This is a genomic window from Afifella sp. H1R, assembly GCF_021462425.1.
GTDB lineage: Bacteria > Pseudomonadota > Alphaproteobacteria > Rhizobiales > Afifellaceae > Afifella > Afifella aestuarii.
This window is the reverse complement of sequence record NZ_JAKEDY010000001.1, coordinates 1,782,826-1,801,229: the sequence shown is the minus strand read 5'-3', so window position 1 is coordinate 1,801,229 and position 18,404 is coordinate 1,782,826. Positions and strand designations below refer to the sequence as shown.

General features: G+C 63.5%; 13 protein-coding genes. 10 read left to right on the top strand and 3 right to left on the bottom strand.

Annotated elements, in window-relative coordinates; translation table 11 throughout:
* Nucleotides 1-47: 47 nt before the first annotated feature.
* The 3 genes from fliF to L0F51_RS08580 are packed head-to-tail and all read left to right on the top strand — an operon-like array spanning nucleotide 48 to nucleotide 3,644.
* Complete coding sequence (gene fliF / locus L0F51_RS08590; RefSeq protein ID WP_234628781.1) at nucleotides 48-1,700, top strand: flagellar basal-body MS-ring/collar protein FliF; 1,653 nt, start codon at nucleotides 48-50, stop codon at nucleotides 1,698-1,700.
* The gene (locus L0F51_RS08585) at nucleotides 1,697-2,371 is read left to right on the top strand and encodes a hypothetical protein (protein ID WP_234628780.1); all 675 of its coding nucleotides are present in this window, start codon (nucleotides 1,697-1,699) and stop codon (nucleotides 2,369-2,371) included. The genes fliF and L0F51_RS08585 overlap by 4 nt, the downstream gene beginning before the upstream one ends.
* The gene (locus tag L0F51_RS08580) at nucleotides 2,364-3,644 is read left to right on the top strand and encodes a MotB family protein (RefSeq protein ID WP_234628779.1); all 1,281 of its coding nucleotides are present in this window, start codon (nucleotides 2,364-2,366) and stop codon (nucleotides 3,642-3,644) included. Before L0F51_RS08585 ends, L0F51_RS08580 begins: the two co-directional genes overlap by 8 nt.
* A gap of 1,130 nt (nucleotides 3,645-4,774) precedes the next feature.
* On the opposite strand, the gene L0F51_RS08575 is transcribed toward L0F51_RS08580, so the two are convergent.
* Entirely contained in the window at nucleotides 4,775-5,212 is a 438-nt protein-coding gene (locus tag L0F51_RS08575; protein WP_234628778.1) for a hypothetical protein, read from the bottom strand.
* On the opposite strand from L0F51_RS08575, the gene L0F51_RS08570 reads away from it, so the two are divergent.
* Genes L0F51_RS08570 through L0F51_RS08560 form a run of 3 tightly spaced genes read left to right on the top strand, consistent with a single transcriptional unit; the run spans nucleotide 5,192 to nucleotide 8,530 of the window.
* Nucleotides 5,192-6,307 carry a chemotaxis protein MotC gene (locus L0F51_RS08570; RefSeq protein ID WP_234628777.1) on the top strand — a complete coding sequence of 372 codons (1,116 nt, stop codon included), beginning with the start codon at nucleotides 5,192-5,194 and terminating at the stop codon, nucleotides 6,305-6,307. The genes L0F51_RS08575 and L0F51_RS08570 overlap by 21 nt on opposite strands.
* 2 nt (nucleotides 6,308-6,309) lie before the next feature.
* Nucleotides 6,310-7,947, top strand: coding sequence for a flagellar hook-length control protein FliK (locus L0F51_RS20155; RefSeq protein WP_234628776.1), 1,638 nt, complete (start codon nucleotides 6,310-6,312; stop codon nucleotides 7,945-7,947).
* Nucleotides 7,898-8,530 (top strand): transglycosylase SLT domain-containing protein, encoded by a 633-nt coding sequence (locus tag L0F51_RS08560; RefSeq protein WP_370642338.1) that lies wholly within the window; start codon nucleotides 7,898-7,900, stop codon nucleotides 8,528-8,530. Before L0F51_RS20155 ends, L0F51_RS08560 begins: the two co-directional genes overlap by 50 nt.
* A gap of 219 nt (nucleotides 8,531-8,749) precedes the next feature.
* On the opposite strand, the gene L0F51_RS08555 is transcribed toward L0F51_RS08560, so the two are convergent.
* Entirely contained in the window at nucleotides 8,750-12,295 is a 3,546-nt protein-coding gene (locus L0F51_RS08555) for an NACHT domain-containing NTPase (RefSeq protein ID WP_234628775.1), read from the bottom strand.
* Nucleotides 12,296-12,933: 638 nt separating this feature from the next.
* Here L0F51_RS08555 and L0F51_RS08550 point away from each other — a divergent pair.
* Nucleotides 12,934-15,573: a bifunctional diguanylate cyclase/phosphodiesterase gene (locus L0F51_RS08550; protein ID WP_234628774.1), complete on the top strand. Its 2,640-nt coding sequence runs from the start codon at nucleotides 12,934-12,936 to the stop codon at nucleotides 15,571-15,573.
* A gap of 49 nt (nucleotides 15,574-15,622) precedes the next feature.
* On the opposite strand, the gene L0F51_RS08545 is transcribed toward L0F51_RS08550, so the two are convergent.
* A complete protein-coding gene (locus L0F51_RS08545) occupies nucleotides 15,623-16,528 on the bottom strand; it encodes a LysR family transcriptional regulator (RefSeq protein WP_234628773.1) in 906 nt (301 codons plus the stop codon).
* A 103-nt stretch (nucleotides 16,529-16,631) separates the two neighbouring features.
* Between L0F51_RS08545 and L0F51_RS08540 the strand changes: the two genes are divergently transcribed.
* The 3 genes from L0F51_RS08540 to L0F51_RS08530 all read left to right on the top strand — a co-directional run bounded on the left by L0F51_RS08540 (nucleotide 16,632) and on the right by L0F51_RS08530 (nucleotide 18,198).
* Nucleotides 16,632-16,955 carry a nuclear transport factor 2 family protein gene (locus L0F51_RS08540; protein ID WP_234628772.1) on the top strand — a complete coding sequence of 108 codons (324 nt, stop codon included), beginning with the start codon at nucleotides 16,632-16,634 and terminating at the stop codon, nucleotides 16,953-16,955.
* Nucleotides 16,952-17,731, top strand: a complete 780-nt coding sequence (locus L0F51_RS08535; RefSeq protein WP_234628771.1) for an SDR family oxidoreductase — start codon at nucleotides 16,952-16,954, stop codon at nucleotides 17,729-17,731. Before L0F51_RS08540 ends, L0F51_RS08535 begins: the two co-directional genes overlap by 4 nt.
* A gap of 230 nt (nucleotides 17,732-17,961) precedes the next feature.
* On the top strand, nucleotides 17,962-18,198 hold the full coding sequence (locus L0F51_RS08530; RefSeq protein WP_234628770.1) for a hypothetical protein: 237 nt from the start codon (nucleotides 17,962-17,964) through the stop codon (nucleotides 18,196-18,198).
* The last annotated feature ends 206 nt before the right edge of the window (nucleotides 18,199-18,404 follow it).

Below are 18,404 nucleotides of genomic sequence, written 5' to 3'. Positions count from 1 at the left end.
AATCCCCATGAGACGCAATGCAAGACTGTATGGCGTGGGGAGACTTGATGAACGCGCGCGAGCAGATGGATAAGCTGTGGGCCAATCTCGCTGGGCTCGGCGGCCGGCGGCTTGCTGCCCTGGGAATTGTGGGCGCGACCGTGCTCCTGGCGATCGGTCTCGGTGCCTTCTACCTGAGCAAGCCGGAGCGAGAGATCCTCTATAGTGGTCTCAGCCGCGAAGATGTCGGCCAAATTGGATCGGTCCTGAAAGACAACGGGATTGGCTTCGACGTAGCTCCCGATGGCACGTCGGTTCTTGTCGGTCATGCCGATACGGCACGTGCCCGGATGCTTCTCGCAGAAAAAGGCCTCCCGCAGAGCACCCATTCCGGCTACGAGCTGTTTAACGAGCTCGGCTCCTTCGGCCTCACCTCTTTCATGCAGGATGTCACACGTGTACGCGCCCTCGAAGGCGAGCTTGCGCGCACCATCCAGACCATGGACGGAATCAAGGCGGCGCGCGTCCACATCGTGCTGCCCGATCGCGCCTCGTTTCGGCGCGACCAGCAAAAGGCATCCGCCTCGGTCGTTATCCGCACGCGCCTTCCCGATGATGCGACGGCTGCCAACGCTATCCGCCATCTCGTCGCCGCATCCCTGCCGGGCATGGACACGAACGCAGTCACCGTCCTCAACACCGAGGGAGTGGTTCTTGTCTCGGGCGAGGATCCTTCCGCCTCGGGTGGCGGCCTCATGGACGATCTCAAGCGGCGCGTCGACCGCGAGTTGGAAGAGAAGATCCGGCGCACGCTGACGCCTTACCTCGGCTACGACAACTTTCAGATCAGCGTTTCCACTCGTCTCAACACCGACCGCAAGCAGGTTAGCGAAGTCATCTTCGATCCGGAATCCCGGGTGGAGCGCTCCGTGCGCGTCGTGAAGGAAGCCGGCACCAGCCAAAACAGCACGACCGATTCCGCTGCGACCGTGCAGCAGAACATCCCAGTCGCGCAGATGGCGGCCGGCGGCGGCAATAGCTCCAACGAAGAAAACTCGCGGCGCGAAGAACTGACCAATTTCGAGATTTCTTCCAAGAAAGTCGACACCGTTCATGACGGCTACGAGGTGGAGAACTTGTCCATCGCGGTTCTCGTCAATCAGGCGCGACTTCAGGCCGATGAGGGTCAACCCGACGTGATGCCGATCGAAACGCGGCTCATGGAGATCGAGCAGCTCGTCCAGTCGGCCACAGGCTTCAACAAAGAGCGCGGCGATCAGCTTAAGGTCTCATCGGTCGTGTTTGCCGATGGCGGCAACGACCTTGAGCCAGTGCCTGGCCCTTCGATGGGCGAAGTGCTGATGCGTCAGAGCGGCACGCTTATCAATGCCGGCACTATCCTGATCATGGCCATCTTGCTGATCTGGTTCGGCCTTCGTCCCACGCTGAAGACTGTCCTCGGTCGCAGCCAGCCGTTGGAAGCCGGTGCGGTCGCCCTTGAAGGTGAGGCGGCTGCCGGAATGCTGCCTGGCCCGGATGACGCGGATATGGCCGATGGTCATCTCGCAGGGCTGGCGCCTCCGGAACAGATCAATCTGATCGAAGATCTGACGAGCAAGAAGAACCGCACACCGCAGAAGCGTCTCGAGCAGATCATCGACTTCGACGAAGAGCAGGCGGCGACGATCCTGCGGCAATGGATGCGCGTGGAAGGGGCATGATGATGCACGCTCTTGTCCGCCTTCTACCCGACTTTGATGAGCCCGAGGCAGGCCGCAACTTGCGCAAGGTTCTCCCAGAGTTTCCAGCTGAAACGCCGCGTGTCGAACCGACCCTGGCTAGTATTTTCGCTGTCAAACCACCCAAAGAGGATCCTGAGAAGGCCTTGGCGGCAGCGAGAGACGCTGGGTTCGCGGGAGGGCTTGCGGCCGGCCGACGCGAAAAAGAGTCAGCCTTGGAGGAGGTGCGCGCCAGTTTCGTAGCAGAGCTTGAACAAAAGCGCGCCGATTGGGTGGCTGAGGAAGCAGAAAAGGTCGCCGAAAGCATCGGCAATGCGTTCAGCGAACTCAATGCAAGCCTCAGTGAAGCTGTGGCCGCCATCCTGATCCCTCTGGTCGGTTCTGCAATCGCCCAGCAGGCCGTCGCCGATCTGTCCGACATGATCATCGATATGAGAAGCCGGGAGGACGAGCCTGTCCTCGAAGTGGTGGGTCCGCAGGATCTTCTTGATGCTGTGAAGGGTCGCCTCGGCGAGATGGCGAACGGGATCGATTTCAGGATGGGCAAAGGGCCGGATGTGCGGGTGACTGCGGGCCCCACCATCATCGAGACGCAGTTGCAAGCTTGGCGCGAGCGCGTGTCGTTGGCGATCAGCGGAGCCGAAAATGTCTGACGACGCCAAGGAACATCAAGAACTCATCATCATCAAGCGCTACGAGGACGAAGAGCATGAGTCTCATTCGAGCGCGTGGAAGGTTGCGCATGCCGACTTCATGACGGCGATGATGGCTTTCTTTTTGATTATGTGGCTGATCAACGTCACTGATGAGGAAGTGAAGAAGTCGATCGCCAACTATTTCAATCCTGTCAAGCTCTCGGCCAGCATCACCGACCGGAAAGGACTCAACAACCCGGAGGAGATTGGAGAAGGCGATAGTGAGAGCAGACGCACCGGTGATGGCGATGAGCGGGGTACCCCAGGCCCACTCGACGGCGGTCACGGTCAGGATGAAGAAGCTAAACGTGACGCCGCTGCTCACGAGGAAGCTCGAGGAGAAAGCGCTGGAGGTGCTGACGGCAACTCTCCCCCGCTCGACCGTCCTGCGACCGACGCGACAATGACGGCTGAACAGGCGGCCTTTAGCGATCCCTATCTCGTCCTGGCTGAGCTGGCCGATGAAGTTCCGCCGGCCGATCCCGCAACTATGGAAGCACCTGTCGGCGAGACGGGTATCGTCGGTGTGACGGGTGGCGAAGTCTATCGTGATCCCTTTGATCCCGTATACTGGCAGATGCAGCCAGCTTCTCAGTCGAAGACTAAGAAGCCTGGAGACGTCAAAAAAATTGCCGAAAGACCGAGCGATCGGCAGCTGGATGCCGCTGCGGCGAGCGAGAAAGATATCGCAGACGCTTCCTATAATCAGCCTGTGCTCTTTCCTCAGGTCGGGCCGGGTTCTGCCAAGGGTGTGAGCCAGGCAGAGAGAGTCGAAGCGGCACAGATGGAAGCGCAGCTTCAAGCAGAGCTCAAGAAAAAGCTCGGCGAACTCGATGCACCAAACATCAGCGTGCAGGCGACCCCCGAGGGGATTCTGATCAGCCTTACGGACGAAATGGACTTCTCCATGTTCGAAATCGGCTCGGCCATTCCGAAACCTGTCGTCGTTGTTGCGATGGAAAGCGTTTCGGAGCTCCTGGTTGATCGTCCGGGAGACATCGTCGTTCGGGGCTATACGGACGGACGGCCCTTTCGTTCTCCGACCTATGACAATTGGCGCCTGTCCACGGCCCGTGCCCACATGGCGTATTATATGCTGACAAGAGGGCGTCTTGCAGAAACGCGCATCCGCGCGATCGAAGGTTTTGCCGACCGCAACCTCAAGAATCCTGAAGACCCCAATGCGGCAGAAAACCGTCGTATCGAGATTCTGCTCAAGGAGCCGGCATGATGCGCGGCATGAAGCTCAGGATCATCGTGGCTGCGCTGTCGCTTCTTTTTGTGGCCGTACCAAACGCCGTGTTCGCGCAGACGGGCTCGGACCGTTTGCGTCCGGCGCGCGTCCTTGATCTTCCGTCATCCACGGATCGGGGCAACCGCCCTTCTTTCTTCTCGCGGGGCCTTAGGCTCTTCGGGCGTGAGCAAGTGCCGCCTGCTCCGATACCGAACTTTGATCCCGGAGTCGGGACTGATGCGATGGATCGGCCAGCGCAGGCGAGCCGACGCGCTTCCGTAGCAGCCCCCCGGCTGCCGCGTGCGCGGCCAACGGCCTCCGGGACGACAGAAAGCGGTCGGAATCAAGACGCCGTACAGCCTGTCTCGGAGGTTCCGGGAGATGCTGCGCCTTTTGAGAGCTTGGCAACGGACACTCAGGTAGACGTCGCGACCAATCATGCTGATGCGGCAGTCCACGAGGGCGTGCAATCGGCCTCCGTGGAGGACGATGCGGCTGCTAAAGAGGTTGTCGAGCAGAACCCCGCGCCTGTCGCTGCTGAGATTGCAGCTGCTGAGCGGGCGGCAACCTCGAGCGAAGAGCCAGCGCCGAATGCTCCGGACGTAGCGATCGACACCGAGAGGCTCTCGGCCGCCAGCGCTGATGGCGACGGATCGGAAGGTCCCGTGCCTTCGGGCGTTGCGGACAGTTCCGTCGGTTCGGAAGGTCAGGGTGTTTCCGGTGGCCCAGGAGAAGACGTCGCGACCGAGCCTGCCGATGCAGGTGAAAACGTCGATCGCGTGTCCCATTCGGCTTCAGACGATCGTGCTGCGGCTTCGGCCTCTCGGAGGCCAGACGATGGCAGTGGCGAGGCCGCGGGGGAGCGCGGAGCTGCCGAAAGCGCTCGCGCCGCAAGCGGCGGCATGTCCTCTGAGAATTTGGCTGATCAAACCGCGTCTGAACTGGCGCAGGACACCACCCCTAAAAACGACAGCCCATCTGTGCCTGTTGCTGGAGCGGATGAAAGTCACAATGCAGGCTTCCATCCTGAGGAGGTCACACCCAACGGTGGTCCTCAGGTCGTGGGCGACGCCTGGAAGATCCAGAACGGAACGCAGCCGAATGAGAGGATGCCTGCCGCAGAAACCTCACATGCTCCGGCGACGAATGAAGGGACTCATACGGTCCCCGCTTCGCACGATGACGCATCCGAGGGCGGCGATGGGGATAAGGCTCTTCAGCAGGCGGCGGTGGGCGGCGGCGACCATGCATCTGGGGACGTACATGTCGAGGATGGCGCCACGACGGAGGCCAATCGGAGTTCCGCCGGTGCTGACCAGAGCCAAAGCGGTGACCACGCCAGCGATAAGCCTGAAAGTGGTGCCGATGAACATGTTGCGGACGATGCGCATGCAGGCAGCGGAACGGAACATGCGGCAGGCGAAGGAGAATCTGCAGCCGCCGCTGGTGATGGCCATGGTGAGGCGGTGGCGAAGGTCGAGCCCTTGCCGGTCACCCCACGTCCCGGCCTCGATGCTGCCGCCCTGTTCCGTGACCTGCAGAGCGTGCAGGATCGGATCGCTCAAGGATCGACGGAGGCGCTGGCTGAACAGCGCCAGGTTCTGGATCGCATTGAAGTGGAATTTCGCAAGGCACCCCAGGAGACCTGGCAGGATCCACGCAATGCGGTGTCTCTTGTCGGCTACGTGCTGAGCGGCGGCAGGCCGGCCGTGCTGCGGGACATTCTGCGCTCTGAACCTCTGCCGGCCATCGATGAGCAATTGATGCGAGGCGCGCTTGCCTATGCAGAGGGGCGGGCGCAGGCGGCAAAGGAAGCTCTGGCGGACGTGAAGGCGCGGAGCTTCACCTCGACCGGGAGCCAGGTCGCCATCGCTCAGGCCGCTCTCGTCGTGTCGGAAGACCCCGTTCGGGCCTCTGCGCTCCTTGACGAGGCACGCTTGCTGGCGCCGGGCACGCTGGCCGAAGAAGCGGCTTTGCGACGCGAGATCCTCGTTGTGGCGGAGCTTCAGCAGGTGGAGAAATTCGCGCTCCTGTCGCGCCAATATCTGCAGCGCTTCCGCCACTCGGTCTATGCGGGCAACTTCCGGCAGCGTTTCGCGACCGCGCTCACGCGCATGAAGTTCGTCGATAATCCTGAGGAATTACCGAGGCTTGACGACATCTTGAGCGACATGGAGCCGGCGGCGCGTCAGGAACTCTATCTGATCATCGCGCGCGCGGCCGTCGTGCAGGCGAAGGCTCCGATTGCGCGTTTTGCGGCGGACCGGGTTCTGGCGATGGCGGATCTCGGCGACACCGCCAAAGAGCAGGCGCATCTCTACAAGGCGGCTGTGTCTGTCGTTGGGGTGGAGACGTTCGACGGCGCGAGCGCGGCTCTCAAGAAGATCGATCGCAACCTTTTGGAGGAGGCGGACCGGGATCTTCTCGACGTGGTTTTGGGGATTGCCGACAGCATCCGTAGGGCACCTCAGGTCACACTGGCGGATGTGGCCGCCGATCGCCCCGCTGACGAAACCGCTGCGGACGCGATCCCGGCGAGCGCCGCCGCATCGTCGCAAGCTGCTGAATTGAAAGATGAATTTTCACAGACAAATCCCACCATCGCGCGCGCCCAACAGGCGGTTGAGGCGGCCGATGAACTGCTCGGGGGAGCCCAATGAACGTGGCTGATCTACCTTTTCTCACAGGGCCGGCGCGGCCGGATGGCAAGGCGAGTGCGGGCGGGAAGGGCGCGGCGGAGGCGGGGGACGGCTTCGCGAAGCTCATGCAGAATGGAACTGCGGAGGCGGAGAAAAAGCCCGCTGCAGATGTCATGTCGAGAGCCCAAGACACGGATATAAAAGAGAAAAATGCCGACGCGAAAGGCCGCGACGGCACAGGCGGTGAAGCGGCCGACGAGACCGGCGGCGCCGAGGATGCGGCGGCGCGGCTGAGGCGGCGTATCGCTGGTGCAGAGGGTCAGGAAAACCAAACGAAATCAAAGACTTCCGGCGACGACCCGCGGATCGCCATGCGCCGGGCCGAGGCGCAGAAACGCGACAAGGACGCCGCGGCGAAGGTGGCCGGCGAGGCGGGCGCGGAAAAGACCGCCGAGACCGCAGAAGACGGCACTAACACGCTGACGGATAAAGAGATTTCGTCGGACCTGCAGGCGTCTGCCCCCGCCGAGGAGAGCGCGAAGCCGCAGGATAAATCGCGCCCCGAAGAGGCGAAATCGGGCGAAAAACCCGCGCAAACCATCGATTTTGCGGCGGATGCCCTCGCGCAAGTCGTCGATGCGGGAAAAACCAACGAGACAAGCGGCGCGAAAGCGCAGAATGGCGCCACAGGCCTCTTCCCGGCCTCGCGTGCCATTACGCAAGCCTTTGAAGGATATAAACTTTCTGGCGAGGCGGGGACAACTCCCTACGTCATGCACCGGGTCGACGTGATCCAGCAGGAAACGAACTTCGCGCCGGTGCTGACGCCGGGATCACGCTTCGCACAGGCGCTTTCGACCGCCGAGCTGTCGCAGAAAACCGTTTCTGCGGAAGGGCTTAGCACGCAAGCCCCGGGGCCGGAGCTGGTGCTTGGGCGCGAGGCGCGCGGTCAGGGCCGGGCGGGTGCGCAGGAGCGGGGAGAAGCCGCACTCTCGGCGAAGTTGGCCGAGACTCGTGCTGCGACCGCTAAGACCGCGGACCTGGCCGAGGCGGGGGCCGACGGGGACAATGCCGGGCTTCCGGGCGGCGAGTTGAAGCGGATCGCGGATGCGATCGTCGCAGAAAACCGCGGTGGCGGCGGATCGCAGACGGCGGAGACGGCGCGCTCGGCCAATTCCGCGGCGTCGGCCAATTCGCCGGCGCAGCAGGCGTTCAACAGCCCGGCGCGACTGTTGCGCATCCAGTTGCAGCCGGAATCGCTCGGCACCGTTCAGGTGGAACTCCGCATGCGCCAGGGCGAACTTTCGGTGACGTTGAAGGCGAGCCGGCCGGAGACCGCCCGCATGCTGGAAGAGGACAGCCACAAGCTGTCGGAGATCCTGAAGGCGGCCGGGCAGGAGCCCGACAGCGTGACCATTCAGTCTGAACGCGCGCTGCCGCAGATCGATACGTCGTCGAATGCGGCACGCTCCGGCATCGCGTTTGCGATGGGCAACGGCTCCGCGAACGGCGGGCCGCAGGCGGGCACGCAACAGGGCGGTGCCGGCGAGAACGGAACGGGCGGCCAGAACGGCGGCGGACAACAGACCCAAACCCCAGAGGAGCAGAGACATGGCCAGGCTTCTGAGGAAAACCGCTCTCGCGGCGGCCTGTTCGTTTAGCCTGATCGCGGCGACCTGCGGGGCGGCGGGGGCGGCCGCCACGCTTGGTGACGGGGCCGGCGCGGCCGGCAAGGCGGCGGGGAAGGCTGCGGGCGGCAATATCTGCGAGCGCGAAATGGCGATCGCGGCGAAGAAATATGGCGTCCCGCTCGGCGTTCTCTATGCTGTCGGGCTGACGGAGACGGGCCGCAAAGGCTCGCTGCAGCCCTATGCCATGAACATTCACGGCCGCCCGTTCTTCGGCAAGAGCGTGGCCGATGCGCTCGAAGAATTCAAACGCTCGCGCGCCGCCGGCTCCAAGCTGATCGACATGGGCTGCATGCAGATCAACCACCATTTTCATTCCGAACATTTCGAGTCCCCGGCCGAAATGTTCAATCCGAAGAAGAACGTCGATTACGCGGCGCGGTTTTTGACCAATCTTCGCAAGCGCGAGGGCAGCTGGACGCTCGCCGTTGCCCGCTACCATGCCGGGCCCAACAACAACCCGGCGCAGAAGCGCTATGTCTGCGCCGTCATCACCAACATGGTGGCAACGGGGTTTGGGGCGTGGACGAAGGAATCGAAGGAGTTTTGCGGGTAGGGGTAAGCGGTGAGGGGGACGGAGATGGGTCGATAGCCGTCTGACAGGTTTAGATGAAAAAGCAGCGGTTAACTGCCATGTTGAGATCTTCACCGGTCCTTCCTTCGGCTTGCGGCGCGTTCACGAAAACTGAGTGACGACCGCCGCGGCCTTAGGTTGGTCCGGTCTCGCACCCTAATGCCGTTGCTCACGAATGCGCGTAGCGCACGGTCTGCAGGTTCAGGGTGAAAGCGCATCCCCTTCAGCATATGCGAGCCCATCTGCAGTTCGCACCACAAACAGGTTCAAGCGTGCGGCAAGCTTCTCGGCGTTCTGGAGGATCGACGACCAGTCCTCCTTGTCGGTGCGGCTGAGCGCCAGCAGGTAACTGAGGGCGTCGCGGGTTCCGAGCGCGCCGATCGCGTAGAGAGCACCGATGCGGGCATTGGACTCCGAGGTCTCGACCAATAGCGAGAGGATATCGAGCGGCAGGCTGACACCACGATCCTGCAGGGCCGACAGTGCGCTGCGAACGGGATTGTTATAGGGATTGTCGAAGTCGCCAACGATCTCCTCGAGTATGATCGACCGCAGATGATACTCCAGTGTCTCCGCTGAGCCATCCAGCCCAGCTTCGGTGCCGATCGTCTCTATAAGAAGCCTCTCGAGACGATCAAACACAGTCGTTGTCCGCCAGCGATCGATCAGGGCGAGGATCGCGTCCAGCGCTGCATGGGGCGGGCATTTTATGACCGTGGCGCTGCTAAGATTGATTCGCTCTAGCTTGTAGCGTGCGCCAATCAGCAAGGCACGCGCGACCTGAATCTTCTGTGAGGGCGTAAGCGTCCGCTTCTCCAGCGCCTTAACCAGACGCAAGCCATGATCACGGTCGGGATAGTCGGCAAGCATCTCGGAGAGGGTGGCAAGGTCTCTCGGGGAGAGCCGCGACACATCGGCGAGCAGACTTTCGAACATCGTGACATCGCCGATGATCGCGCCCCACAGGCGGATCTTGTCGCGCGTCGCGGTATCAAGCCGGGGATCGGTGCTGGCGGCCCGGGCGAAGGCCAAGTATCTCTCGGCATTGGGAAAAATACGTCGAAGATAGTCGACCAGTTCTCCTCGCGCGCGTTTGGGGATCGTCAGCCCCGATAACAGCCGGATTAGTTCCTCTTCGAGATCGGGGGCGCATTCGAGCGCGTCGCGCGCTGCCGAAAACCGGTGATAATCTCGAGAGCGCAGGCCGCGCTCAATCATCACCCAATAATCGTCGGGAACCGAGCCGCCCAACAGGCGGCAGACTGCGAGCCGGATGATATCGGGTCGATTCGTATCATGCGCGATGTCAATTAGACGGGCCTTGTCGATGCGCGTCGCGTCGAGCCGGGCGATCAGCGCGCCGAGCGCCCAGAGTTGCCTGATGTTATTACGTTCGCGAGCGGTCGCCGCCATATAATCCTCGAACACGGTAGCCGAGAGCGGCATCACCAAGTCCTGCAAGAGACCGATGTTGGGCGAAATCTCCTCAGCGATATGTGCGCGCAAGACGTCCAGGATTAGTGCGTCGTCGGCAAGCTTGGCGAGGATATCGCCGGCGCCGTCATGAATCAGGTATTTGTTGTGAAGTTTGGTGCGAAGCTCCGGCAGTAGCGGCTCGGTCCAGCGATCGAGCAAAAGCTGACCGATCCGTTTGCCCGTCCAAAAGCTGGCGTGGGGCCATGCGGCCACGAGTCGGCGGCCGACCGCATTCGTGACGTTGGTATCGCAGCGCATCCCATTAGCGATGCAGCGACCGAGTAACCGCGCCATGCTTGCGAATGCGTCGTCCTGACGGCCCAGAAGCGCCTCGGCGATCCCGGTGGCATCGTCTAGCTGTTCGAGCGCGAACTGGATGGCTTGTGCCCATGGTCGCTCAATCGCGCGACCGGCGCGCGCGGCGATCTCGTCCTTGTGATGAGCAATCAGGTGGCAGGCAGCGAGATATTCCTGGACGATCGGGAACGGGAAGGCGAGCCGACCTCCGCCTTGCCGGCGCAGCAAACCGCAGCGAATGGCATCGTCGTAAAGCTGGTCGGCCGAAATGCCGCCATTGGCATGCGCGGCCATCACCTTGCGTACGTCCCGTTCGCCCACCCCGATCTCGCCGCGTTCGAGCAGCTCAAACGACAGCGCTTCGGTTGCCGCGCGAAGTCGGTCCGGGTCCACCGGCCGCGGCGTGTCCTTATGCGCATCAGGCCGGAACAGTGTCGTTAGATAGTTCTCGATGAGGTCGGCGCGGCCATTTGGAAGCGGGGCCTCGCCATCCCATGTCGCAAGCAGCAGCGAGAGGAACAGTGGTATTCGGATCAGCGCTGCCAGATCCTGATGTGCGTCCATCTTGGCGATGAAAGCCGCGATGCGTGGCGCGCGGAGGTCCGGGCGCCAAGATGTGACGAACCCCTTCACCTCCTCCTCGGACAGCGGCAAGATTTCGTATTTCGGGGCGTCGAAGCCGGCTGGTATCACCGCGGGATCGCGTACAGTCATCATCCATGGGGTGTTGGGGAAGCGCGCCTTGTAGACTTGCACATGGCGGATGACGGCTGCGCGGCGTTCCGGCGCAACTTCGTCCAGTCCGTCGAATAGCAAGACGGCCGAGCCATCCTCGCTCAACTGCTCCCAGTCGAGCGCAACCTTGAATTCGCCGTTGAGCACTGCCGTGAGGTAGCCAAGCACGTCCTTTCCCGTCGTCGCCAGGCCCGCGAGCGGAATGATGGCGGGCACCCTCTCTGTTCGGCTGAGGCGCGACGAGAGGGCCAGGAGCAACGTCGACTTGCCGAAACCAGGTCCGGCGTGAACGATCAACGCTCTGCGCTCGAGCGAGGGAAAATCGCCGAGGTCGATGAGGTCGCTCTCTAGGATCTGCCCGCCCCCTCCGAACTCGTCCTCGATCTGCGATTTTTCTCCTTCACTCGACCGCGCCTGGGGCCAAAGGAACAATGCATCGCAGCTCCCGCCGACGGCAGTTCCGGGGACTGCGATCTGCGCCAGATTCCGAACGGCCTCGAGATAGGCGTCGAGACCCCAGACGCCGGGCGGACGTACGACGACCCCGTAAATCGTTCGCAGGCTCTGACGCAGGCGTGCGCCTTCGAAGATACCGCGCATCCGCGCCTCGCCGCCGGCAAGATCGCGCAGGAAGACGAGGAGCTGATCCTTCGAGGCCGTCGACGGTGGAAGGCGGTAAGGCGCGAAATCACGTACCAGCCGGACATCTTCGATTCGTTCGACGCGGAGCCGCTGGAAGATCCGATGGGCATCGCCGACAAGCGCCTCAATGCTCGTCGCAAGTGCGGCTTGATCGCTGGTTAGGCGCGAACGCCATTCGTCGGCGTTGCCGTGTTGGGCGCGCTCGGCAAGGTCGGTGAGGGTTTGCGCCAGTGGTGACGTCGTCCCAAGCAGCAGGACAAGTCGATCCTCGGCGCTGAAATCCTCGGCCTCACGCTGTGCGACGAAATCGACCCAGAGTTTCTCCCAGGCTTTGCCGCGGGGCGCGATGGTCAGTTTCGCCTGAACCCATTCACGGTGTCGATCGCTGTAGCGGATGACGATGTCGTCGACATGCGCCGGTGCTTCGACACGGACCTCGACGACCCGTTCGACCGGGTTCGCAATGTCCCATCGCAGCAGATCACCTAGATACAGCGCGGCGATGCTGTTCTGGTAATAGATCCCTGCCTGGGTGGTTGGTCCTCCCCGCTCCGTCATCGTGTGTATGTCGTCAATAGATTGAGGCTCGTCCAGCATTAATTTGCTCAAACTTGCCGGTCGAGTGGCTAAGAGTGACCAGCGGTCGTGAGAGCTTTCCAGGCCGCTATTGCCGTCATGTCCCGAGCGGCAGCCTGGCGGAACGGCCATCTTCGAACGCACCGGAAGCAACCTGCGCCAGCGCCCTAATAGGAGCCGTTTGGGGGAACGCTCAGCTCGCGGCAGCTTTCGGGATCGCGTTCTATCTACGCGAACGACCGAAATGGGCGCAAAGCAGACTTGGCTCAATCGCAGCTCGATTATTGTAAAGCGAATTGCTTCGCAGGGATTTGAGGCGCTGCGCCAAGCTATTACACCACGGCAAACTCCACCCCTCACCCGACCGGCTTCGCCGGCCACCCTCTCCCTCAAGGGGAGAGGGGGGAGCCGTGCCCTTGGTTGGTGCCGTGCCGGAATGTCGTGCGGCGGGGGCGCGTTTTTGAGAAAGTTCGCAAACTGGCTCGCCTCTTCGGATGGTCTCTCCGAAAGATGCCAGTGTTGCGTGTATTGTGACGGTTTTATTGCAGTAAATTCTTACGGTTTGGTCAGAACTCGCCGTTACGTCTGTCGATATCCTTGGGGGTTTCGGGTGGCCCAAGTGATGTCGATACTGACGTCAAGATGATCGAAGCGGTGAGATGACCGGACACGAGAGAGAGACTGGGGCGGCGAAGGCGGGTTTGCGTTTCGACAATCCGGTGCAGCATTTTTTGCGGCGTTGGGCTTCGGAAATTCGGCCGGGCGAGACGCTGCCGTCTTATGAGAGCGTGGCGCTCGGGCATCTCGGGCGGCTCATCGAGATGAAGGCGCTGGCGTTTCGCGATGCCGGCGAGGCGGAGGATTTGCGGCTTCTGCGCATCGGCCCCGCCTTTGCCGCCTGGGCCGACACCGCTTTCGATGCCGATGGCGGGGAGAATGGTGCGGCGGTGGTCTCCGGGCTTCGCCGCGACCGCGCCCGCGCCATTTGCGAGGTCATCGCGCGCGCCGAGGAAAGCTGCCGGCCGGAGCGCGTCGAGACGCATATGATCGTCAACGGGGCGATCGCCACCTACGATCTCTGGGCGCTGCCGCTCTCGAACAGGTGGGGGCCGGTGAGCTTCATCCTGCTTCTCGACGAGCACGCGGTGCGGCAGGATCTTCTGGAGACGATGTTCGGCGCCACGATGGAGGGGATGCTGGCGCTGCAGGCGATCCGCGACCGGGCGGGGGCGGCGGTCGATTTCGAGATCATCGCCTTGAACCAGGCGGCGGCACGGCTCCTCGACCGGGAGGCGGGGGCGCTCTCCTGGCAAAGAATGTCCGATCTTGCGGGGCTGTTTCCGGGGCAGGATCTCGTTTCGGCGCTGCTCGCCTGCGTCTGCGACGGGGGGCGGACGCATTTTGAAGCGACGTTTGAGGGGGCGACGTTCGAGGGGGAGGCGGGCACTGCTGGGGCGGGGGCGCGGCATCTGCGCTTCGGCGTGGCGCCGACGGGCGATCTCGTCTCGGTGACGGTGAGCGACATCGCCGACATCCGCGCCCGCGAGGAGGCGCTGCGCACGCTCTTCGACGACAATCCCGTGCCGATGTGGCTCGTCGACAAGGAAAGCCGCCAGATCATCCGCGTCAATCGGGCGGCGAGCGTGCATTACGGCTATGGGCCTGAGGACTTTCTGGCGATGGATGTGCTCGATGTCGCCGCCCCCGGCGACCGCACGCGCATGCGCGAGTTTCTGGAGGCGCTGTCGGAGACGCGCTCAGGGGCTGGCCAGGCGGCGCGGCCGGTGGAGCAATCCTGGATCCATGTGACGGCGGACGGGCGGCGGATCGAGGTGTTTCCCTATGCGCGCGAGCTTTTTGTGGAGCGGCGGCCGGTCATTCTCCTGTCGGTGATCGACGTCACCGAACGGCGCAAGGCGGAGGCGCGGGTGGAGCATATGGCCCATCACGACGCGCTGACCGACCTGCCGAACCGGCTTCTTTTCCGCACGCGGCTCGAAGCCGATCTTCTGCGCGCCAGGCGGACGGAGGGGGCGCTCGCCGTCCTCTGCCTCGACCTCGACCATTTCAAGGGCGTCAACGACACGCTCGGCCATCCGATCGGCGACAAGCTGTTGCAGGCGGTGGCGGAGCGCTTCAACCGCACGCTGCGCGAGACGGACTTTGTTGCGCGGCTCGGCGGCGACGAATTCGCCATCATCCAGGCCGATCTCGACGACCCTTCAGATGCGAGCGGGCTTGCCGGCCGGCTCATCGAGGCGATCGAAAAGCCTTTCGATATCGACGGCCATCAGGTCGCCGTCGGCACCAGCATCGGCATCGCGTTCTCGCCGCTCGACGGGTGCGAGGCGGATACTTTGTTGAAGAACGCCGATATGGCGCTCTACCGCGCCAAGGCCGACGGGCGCAGCACGTTTCGCTTTTTCGAGCCCGGCATGGATGCGCGGCTGCAGGCGCGGCGCGCGCTCGAACTCGATCTGCGCAAGGCGCTGGTGAACCACGAATTCGAGCTCTATTACCAGCCGCTCCTCAATGTCGCGACGCGGCGGGTGACGGGGTTCGAGGCCTTGTTGCGCTGGCCGCATCCCGAACGCGGCATGATCCCGCCCGATGCCTTCATTCCGGTCGCCGAAGAGATCGGCCTCATCGTGCCGATCGGCGAATGGGTGTTGCGGCAGGCCTGCGCGGAGGCGGCGGGCTGGCCGGAGATGATCAAGATCGCCGTCAATCTGTCGCCGGTGCAGTTCAAGACGAAGCGGCTCGTGGAGACGGTCGTCGAGGCGCTTCAGGAATCCGGGCTCGATCCGGCGCGGCTCGAGCTGGAGATTACGGAATCTGTGCTGCTGCACGGCAGCGCGGGGAATGTGGCGGTGCTGCAGGAGCTCAAGGATCTCGGCATCCGCATTTCCATGGACGATTTCGGCACCGGCTATTCCTCGCTGAGTTACCTGCAGAAATTCCCCTTCGACAAGCTCAAGATCGACCAGTCCTTCGTGCGCGAACTCTCCGACCGGCCGGAGGCGATGGCGATCATCCGCGCCGTCACCGGGCTTGGGCGGAGCCTGCAGATGCTGACGACGGCGGAGGGGGTGGAGACGCCCGAGCAGCTGGAACGCCTGTCGCGCGAGGGCTGCACCGAGGTGCAGGGCTATCTCTTCAGCGAGCCGCGGCCGGCAAGCGAACTGGCGCTGCTTCTCGCCTGCGGCACGCAGCCGTTCGAACGCCTGGCGAAAGCCGGCGAGATGGAGCCGGGGGAGATGGAGCCGGGAGAGGCGGGGGAGATGCAGGCGGTGGCGTGAGGGGGCAACATCCTCGTCGAGCGGCCGATCTTCAGAAGCCGAGGGGGCGTCACCGCCCGATCTTTGGGCTGCATTCGCGCGCGAGGCGGATGAAGGCTTTCATGGCGGCAGGTGGGTTGCGGCGGCCCGGATAGTACAGGCAGAGCGGCGCGAGCGGCGGAGTCCAGTCCTCGAGCACGCGGATCAGGCGACCCGCTGCGATGTCTTCCCGCACGTTCGACTCAATGAAGAAGCCGAGACCGATGCCTTCGAGGGCGGCGGTTCGTGCGAGGCTCGCCTCGTCCAGGGTGATCGGCCCGTCGACGTCGATCTGCGCGGTCTGATCTCCTTTTCGGAATTGCCACCGGTAGAGCGCCCCGTTCGGCAGGCGGACGCGGATGCATCTATGGCCGAGGAGGTCGGGTGGGACGCGCGGCCTCTCATGCCGTTCGAAATAACCCGTCGAAGCGACCACCGCGTGCCGCTGGGGCGGGCCCAGCGGCACCGCGATCATGTCGCTCGGCACGAGATCGGCCGACCGCAGGCCGAGATCGAAACCTTCGGCGACGATGTCGACCAGGCACCCCTCGCTGACGAGATCGACATGGACCTCCGGATAGCGGTGGAGGAACGCGAGCACGAGGGGCGAGAGGATCTCGCGCGCTGCCGTGGCGAAGGTGTTGATGCGGATCGTCCCGGAAGGTGTCGCCTGCTGCGACCGCACGACGTCGATCGCATCGCGGATGTCCTGAAGCGGCGGGGCGACCTGGTCCACGAAGATGCGCCCCGCACCGGTCAAGGAGACGCTGCGCGTCGTGCGATTGAAGAGGCGGATGCCGAGCTCCCTCTCCAGCTTGCCGATGGCGTTGCTGAGCGCCGTCGTCGACATGCCGAGATCAAGAGCGGCGGCGCGGAAGGAGCCTTTGCGCGCAATGGCGAGCACCGCCTGCAGATCATTCAACCCGAGCCGATCCATTGTCCCGATTTTCGTGACGCTTCATCCCTCATCATCTCGGTTATCCGGACCTGCGTCCACACATAGATTTGAGGTGAACGCAACGACCAGATGGAGCGGCGGCATGAACCTGCCTTCCCCGATCGAAACCTACTTCGCTGCCGACAGGCGCCACGATCTTGAGACCTTGCTTCAGACCCTTACGCCCGATGCCGTCGTGCGCGACGAGGGCCAGGAGCATTGTGGGCTGGAGGCGATTGCGGCCTGGTGGCGCGAGACGAAGGAAAAATATCGGCACTGCGCGCAGCCGCTCGAAGGGTCTGAGGCGCATGACACATATCGCGTCCGGGCAGAGGTGCGCGGTGACTTTCCAGGCAGTCCGGCTGTGCTGACCTTCGGGTTCCGTCTCAAGGGCGATCGGATCGCCGCCTTGGAGATCGGCGTATGAGCGCCTTCCTCACATTGGAGGGCAAGCGTGTGCTCATCACCTCCGGCACCCGCGGCGCGGGTGCGGCTACGGTCTCCCTGTTTCGCGAGCTCGGTGCAAACGTTCTGACGACGGCGCGATCGAGGCCGGAGAACGTCGACGCGGCGATGTTCGTCGAGGCGGACCTGACCGTTGCCGCCGATTGTGCCAGGCTCGCCGGCGAGGTTCGCGAGCGCCTGGGCGGTATCGACATCGTCGTCCACATGCTCGGCGGCTCGTCAGCCCCCGCTGGCGGTTTCGCGGCGTTGAGCGATGCGGAATGGGCGAAAGAGATCGACCTCAACTTGATGCCGGCGGTGAGGCTCGACCGTGCGCTCGTCCCCGGCATGGTGGCTGAGGGACACGGCGTCGTCATCCACGTGACTTCGATCCAGCGCCAGCTGCCACTGCCGGAGGCGACGACGGCCTATGCGGCCGCGAAGGCGGCGCTTTCGACTTACAGCAAGAGCCTTTCAAAGGAGGTCTCACCGAAAGGGGTCCGCGTGCTGCGGGTCTCGCCGGGCGGGATCGAAACGGAGGCTGCGGTACGGCTCGCCGGGCGCCTGGCGGCCGAGGCGGGCACCGACATCGCGCATGGCAAGCGCATCCTCATGAACGCGCTCGGCGGGGTTCCGATCGGCCGGTTCTCCAGGCCGGAGGAAGTGGCAAGCCTGATCGCCTTCCTCGCCTCCGAGCGCGCCGGTGCGATCACCGGCGCCGAGTACGTGATCGACGGCGGCACCGTTCCGACCGTGTAATCCGGCTCTTCAATCACCCCGGAGTTCGGGTGATTGAAGAGCCGGGCGCGGCCGATGACGGGATGCGCCAGGAGCGAGGCGCCAGGACGGATGCGTCCAGCCAGATCTTTGAAAGTCTTTCGGTGTCCGTCGCCGCGTCGAAGGCACGGATCGTGACATCGTGCATGACCCCCTCGCACAAGACGATGCCCGGAGCAGGTCGCCGGTCTTAACTCCGGCGCCGGACCGCGATGAACGGCGCGGCGGGCATCTTGCAGGTCGGCGAGGACGAAATCGCCGAGGCAATCCGCATTCACTACACCGACACGCACAACATGGCGGAAGGGGCCGGTGCTGCGCCTCTGGCCGCGCTGATGGGCGCGCGCGAACGCTTTCTCGGCAAACGCGTCGCCCTCATCCTGACCGGGGGCAATATCGACATGCCCGTCTTCCGGCAGATTCTCTCGGGCCAAACGCCGGTCGCTTAGATGCGGTGGAGGTCGAACCGGGAGGCGGTGGCGTGCATGTCGAGAACGCCGGGTGGGATTTTGCTGGGGGATGGAGGGCGGACGAGCTGGAGGGCGCCGCGCGAGAGGCGGAACGAGAAGTGGAGCGGGAGGGATGGGCCGGAAGGGGAATGGCAGCTTCTGGGCGGGATTGTAGAAAGCAGCCATTCGGGTTTCCCGGGATACGA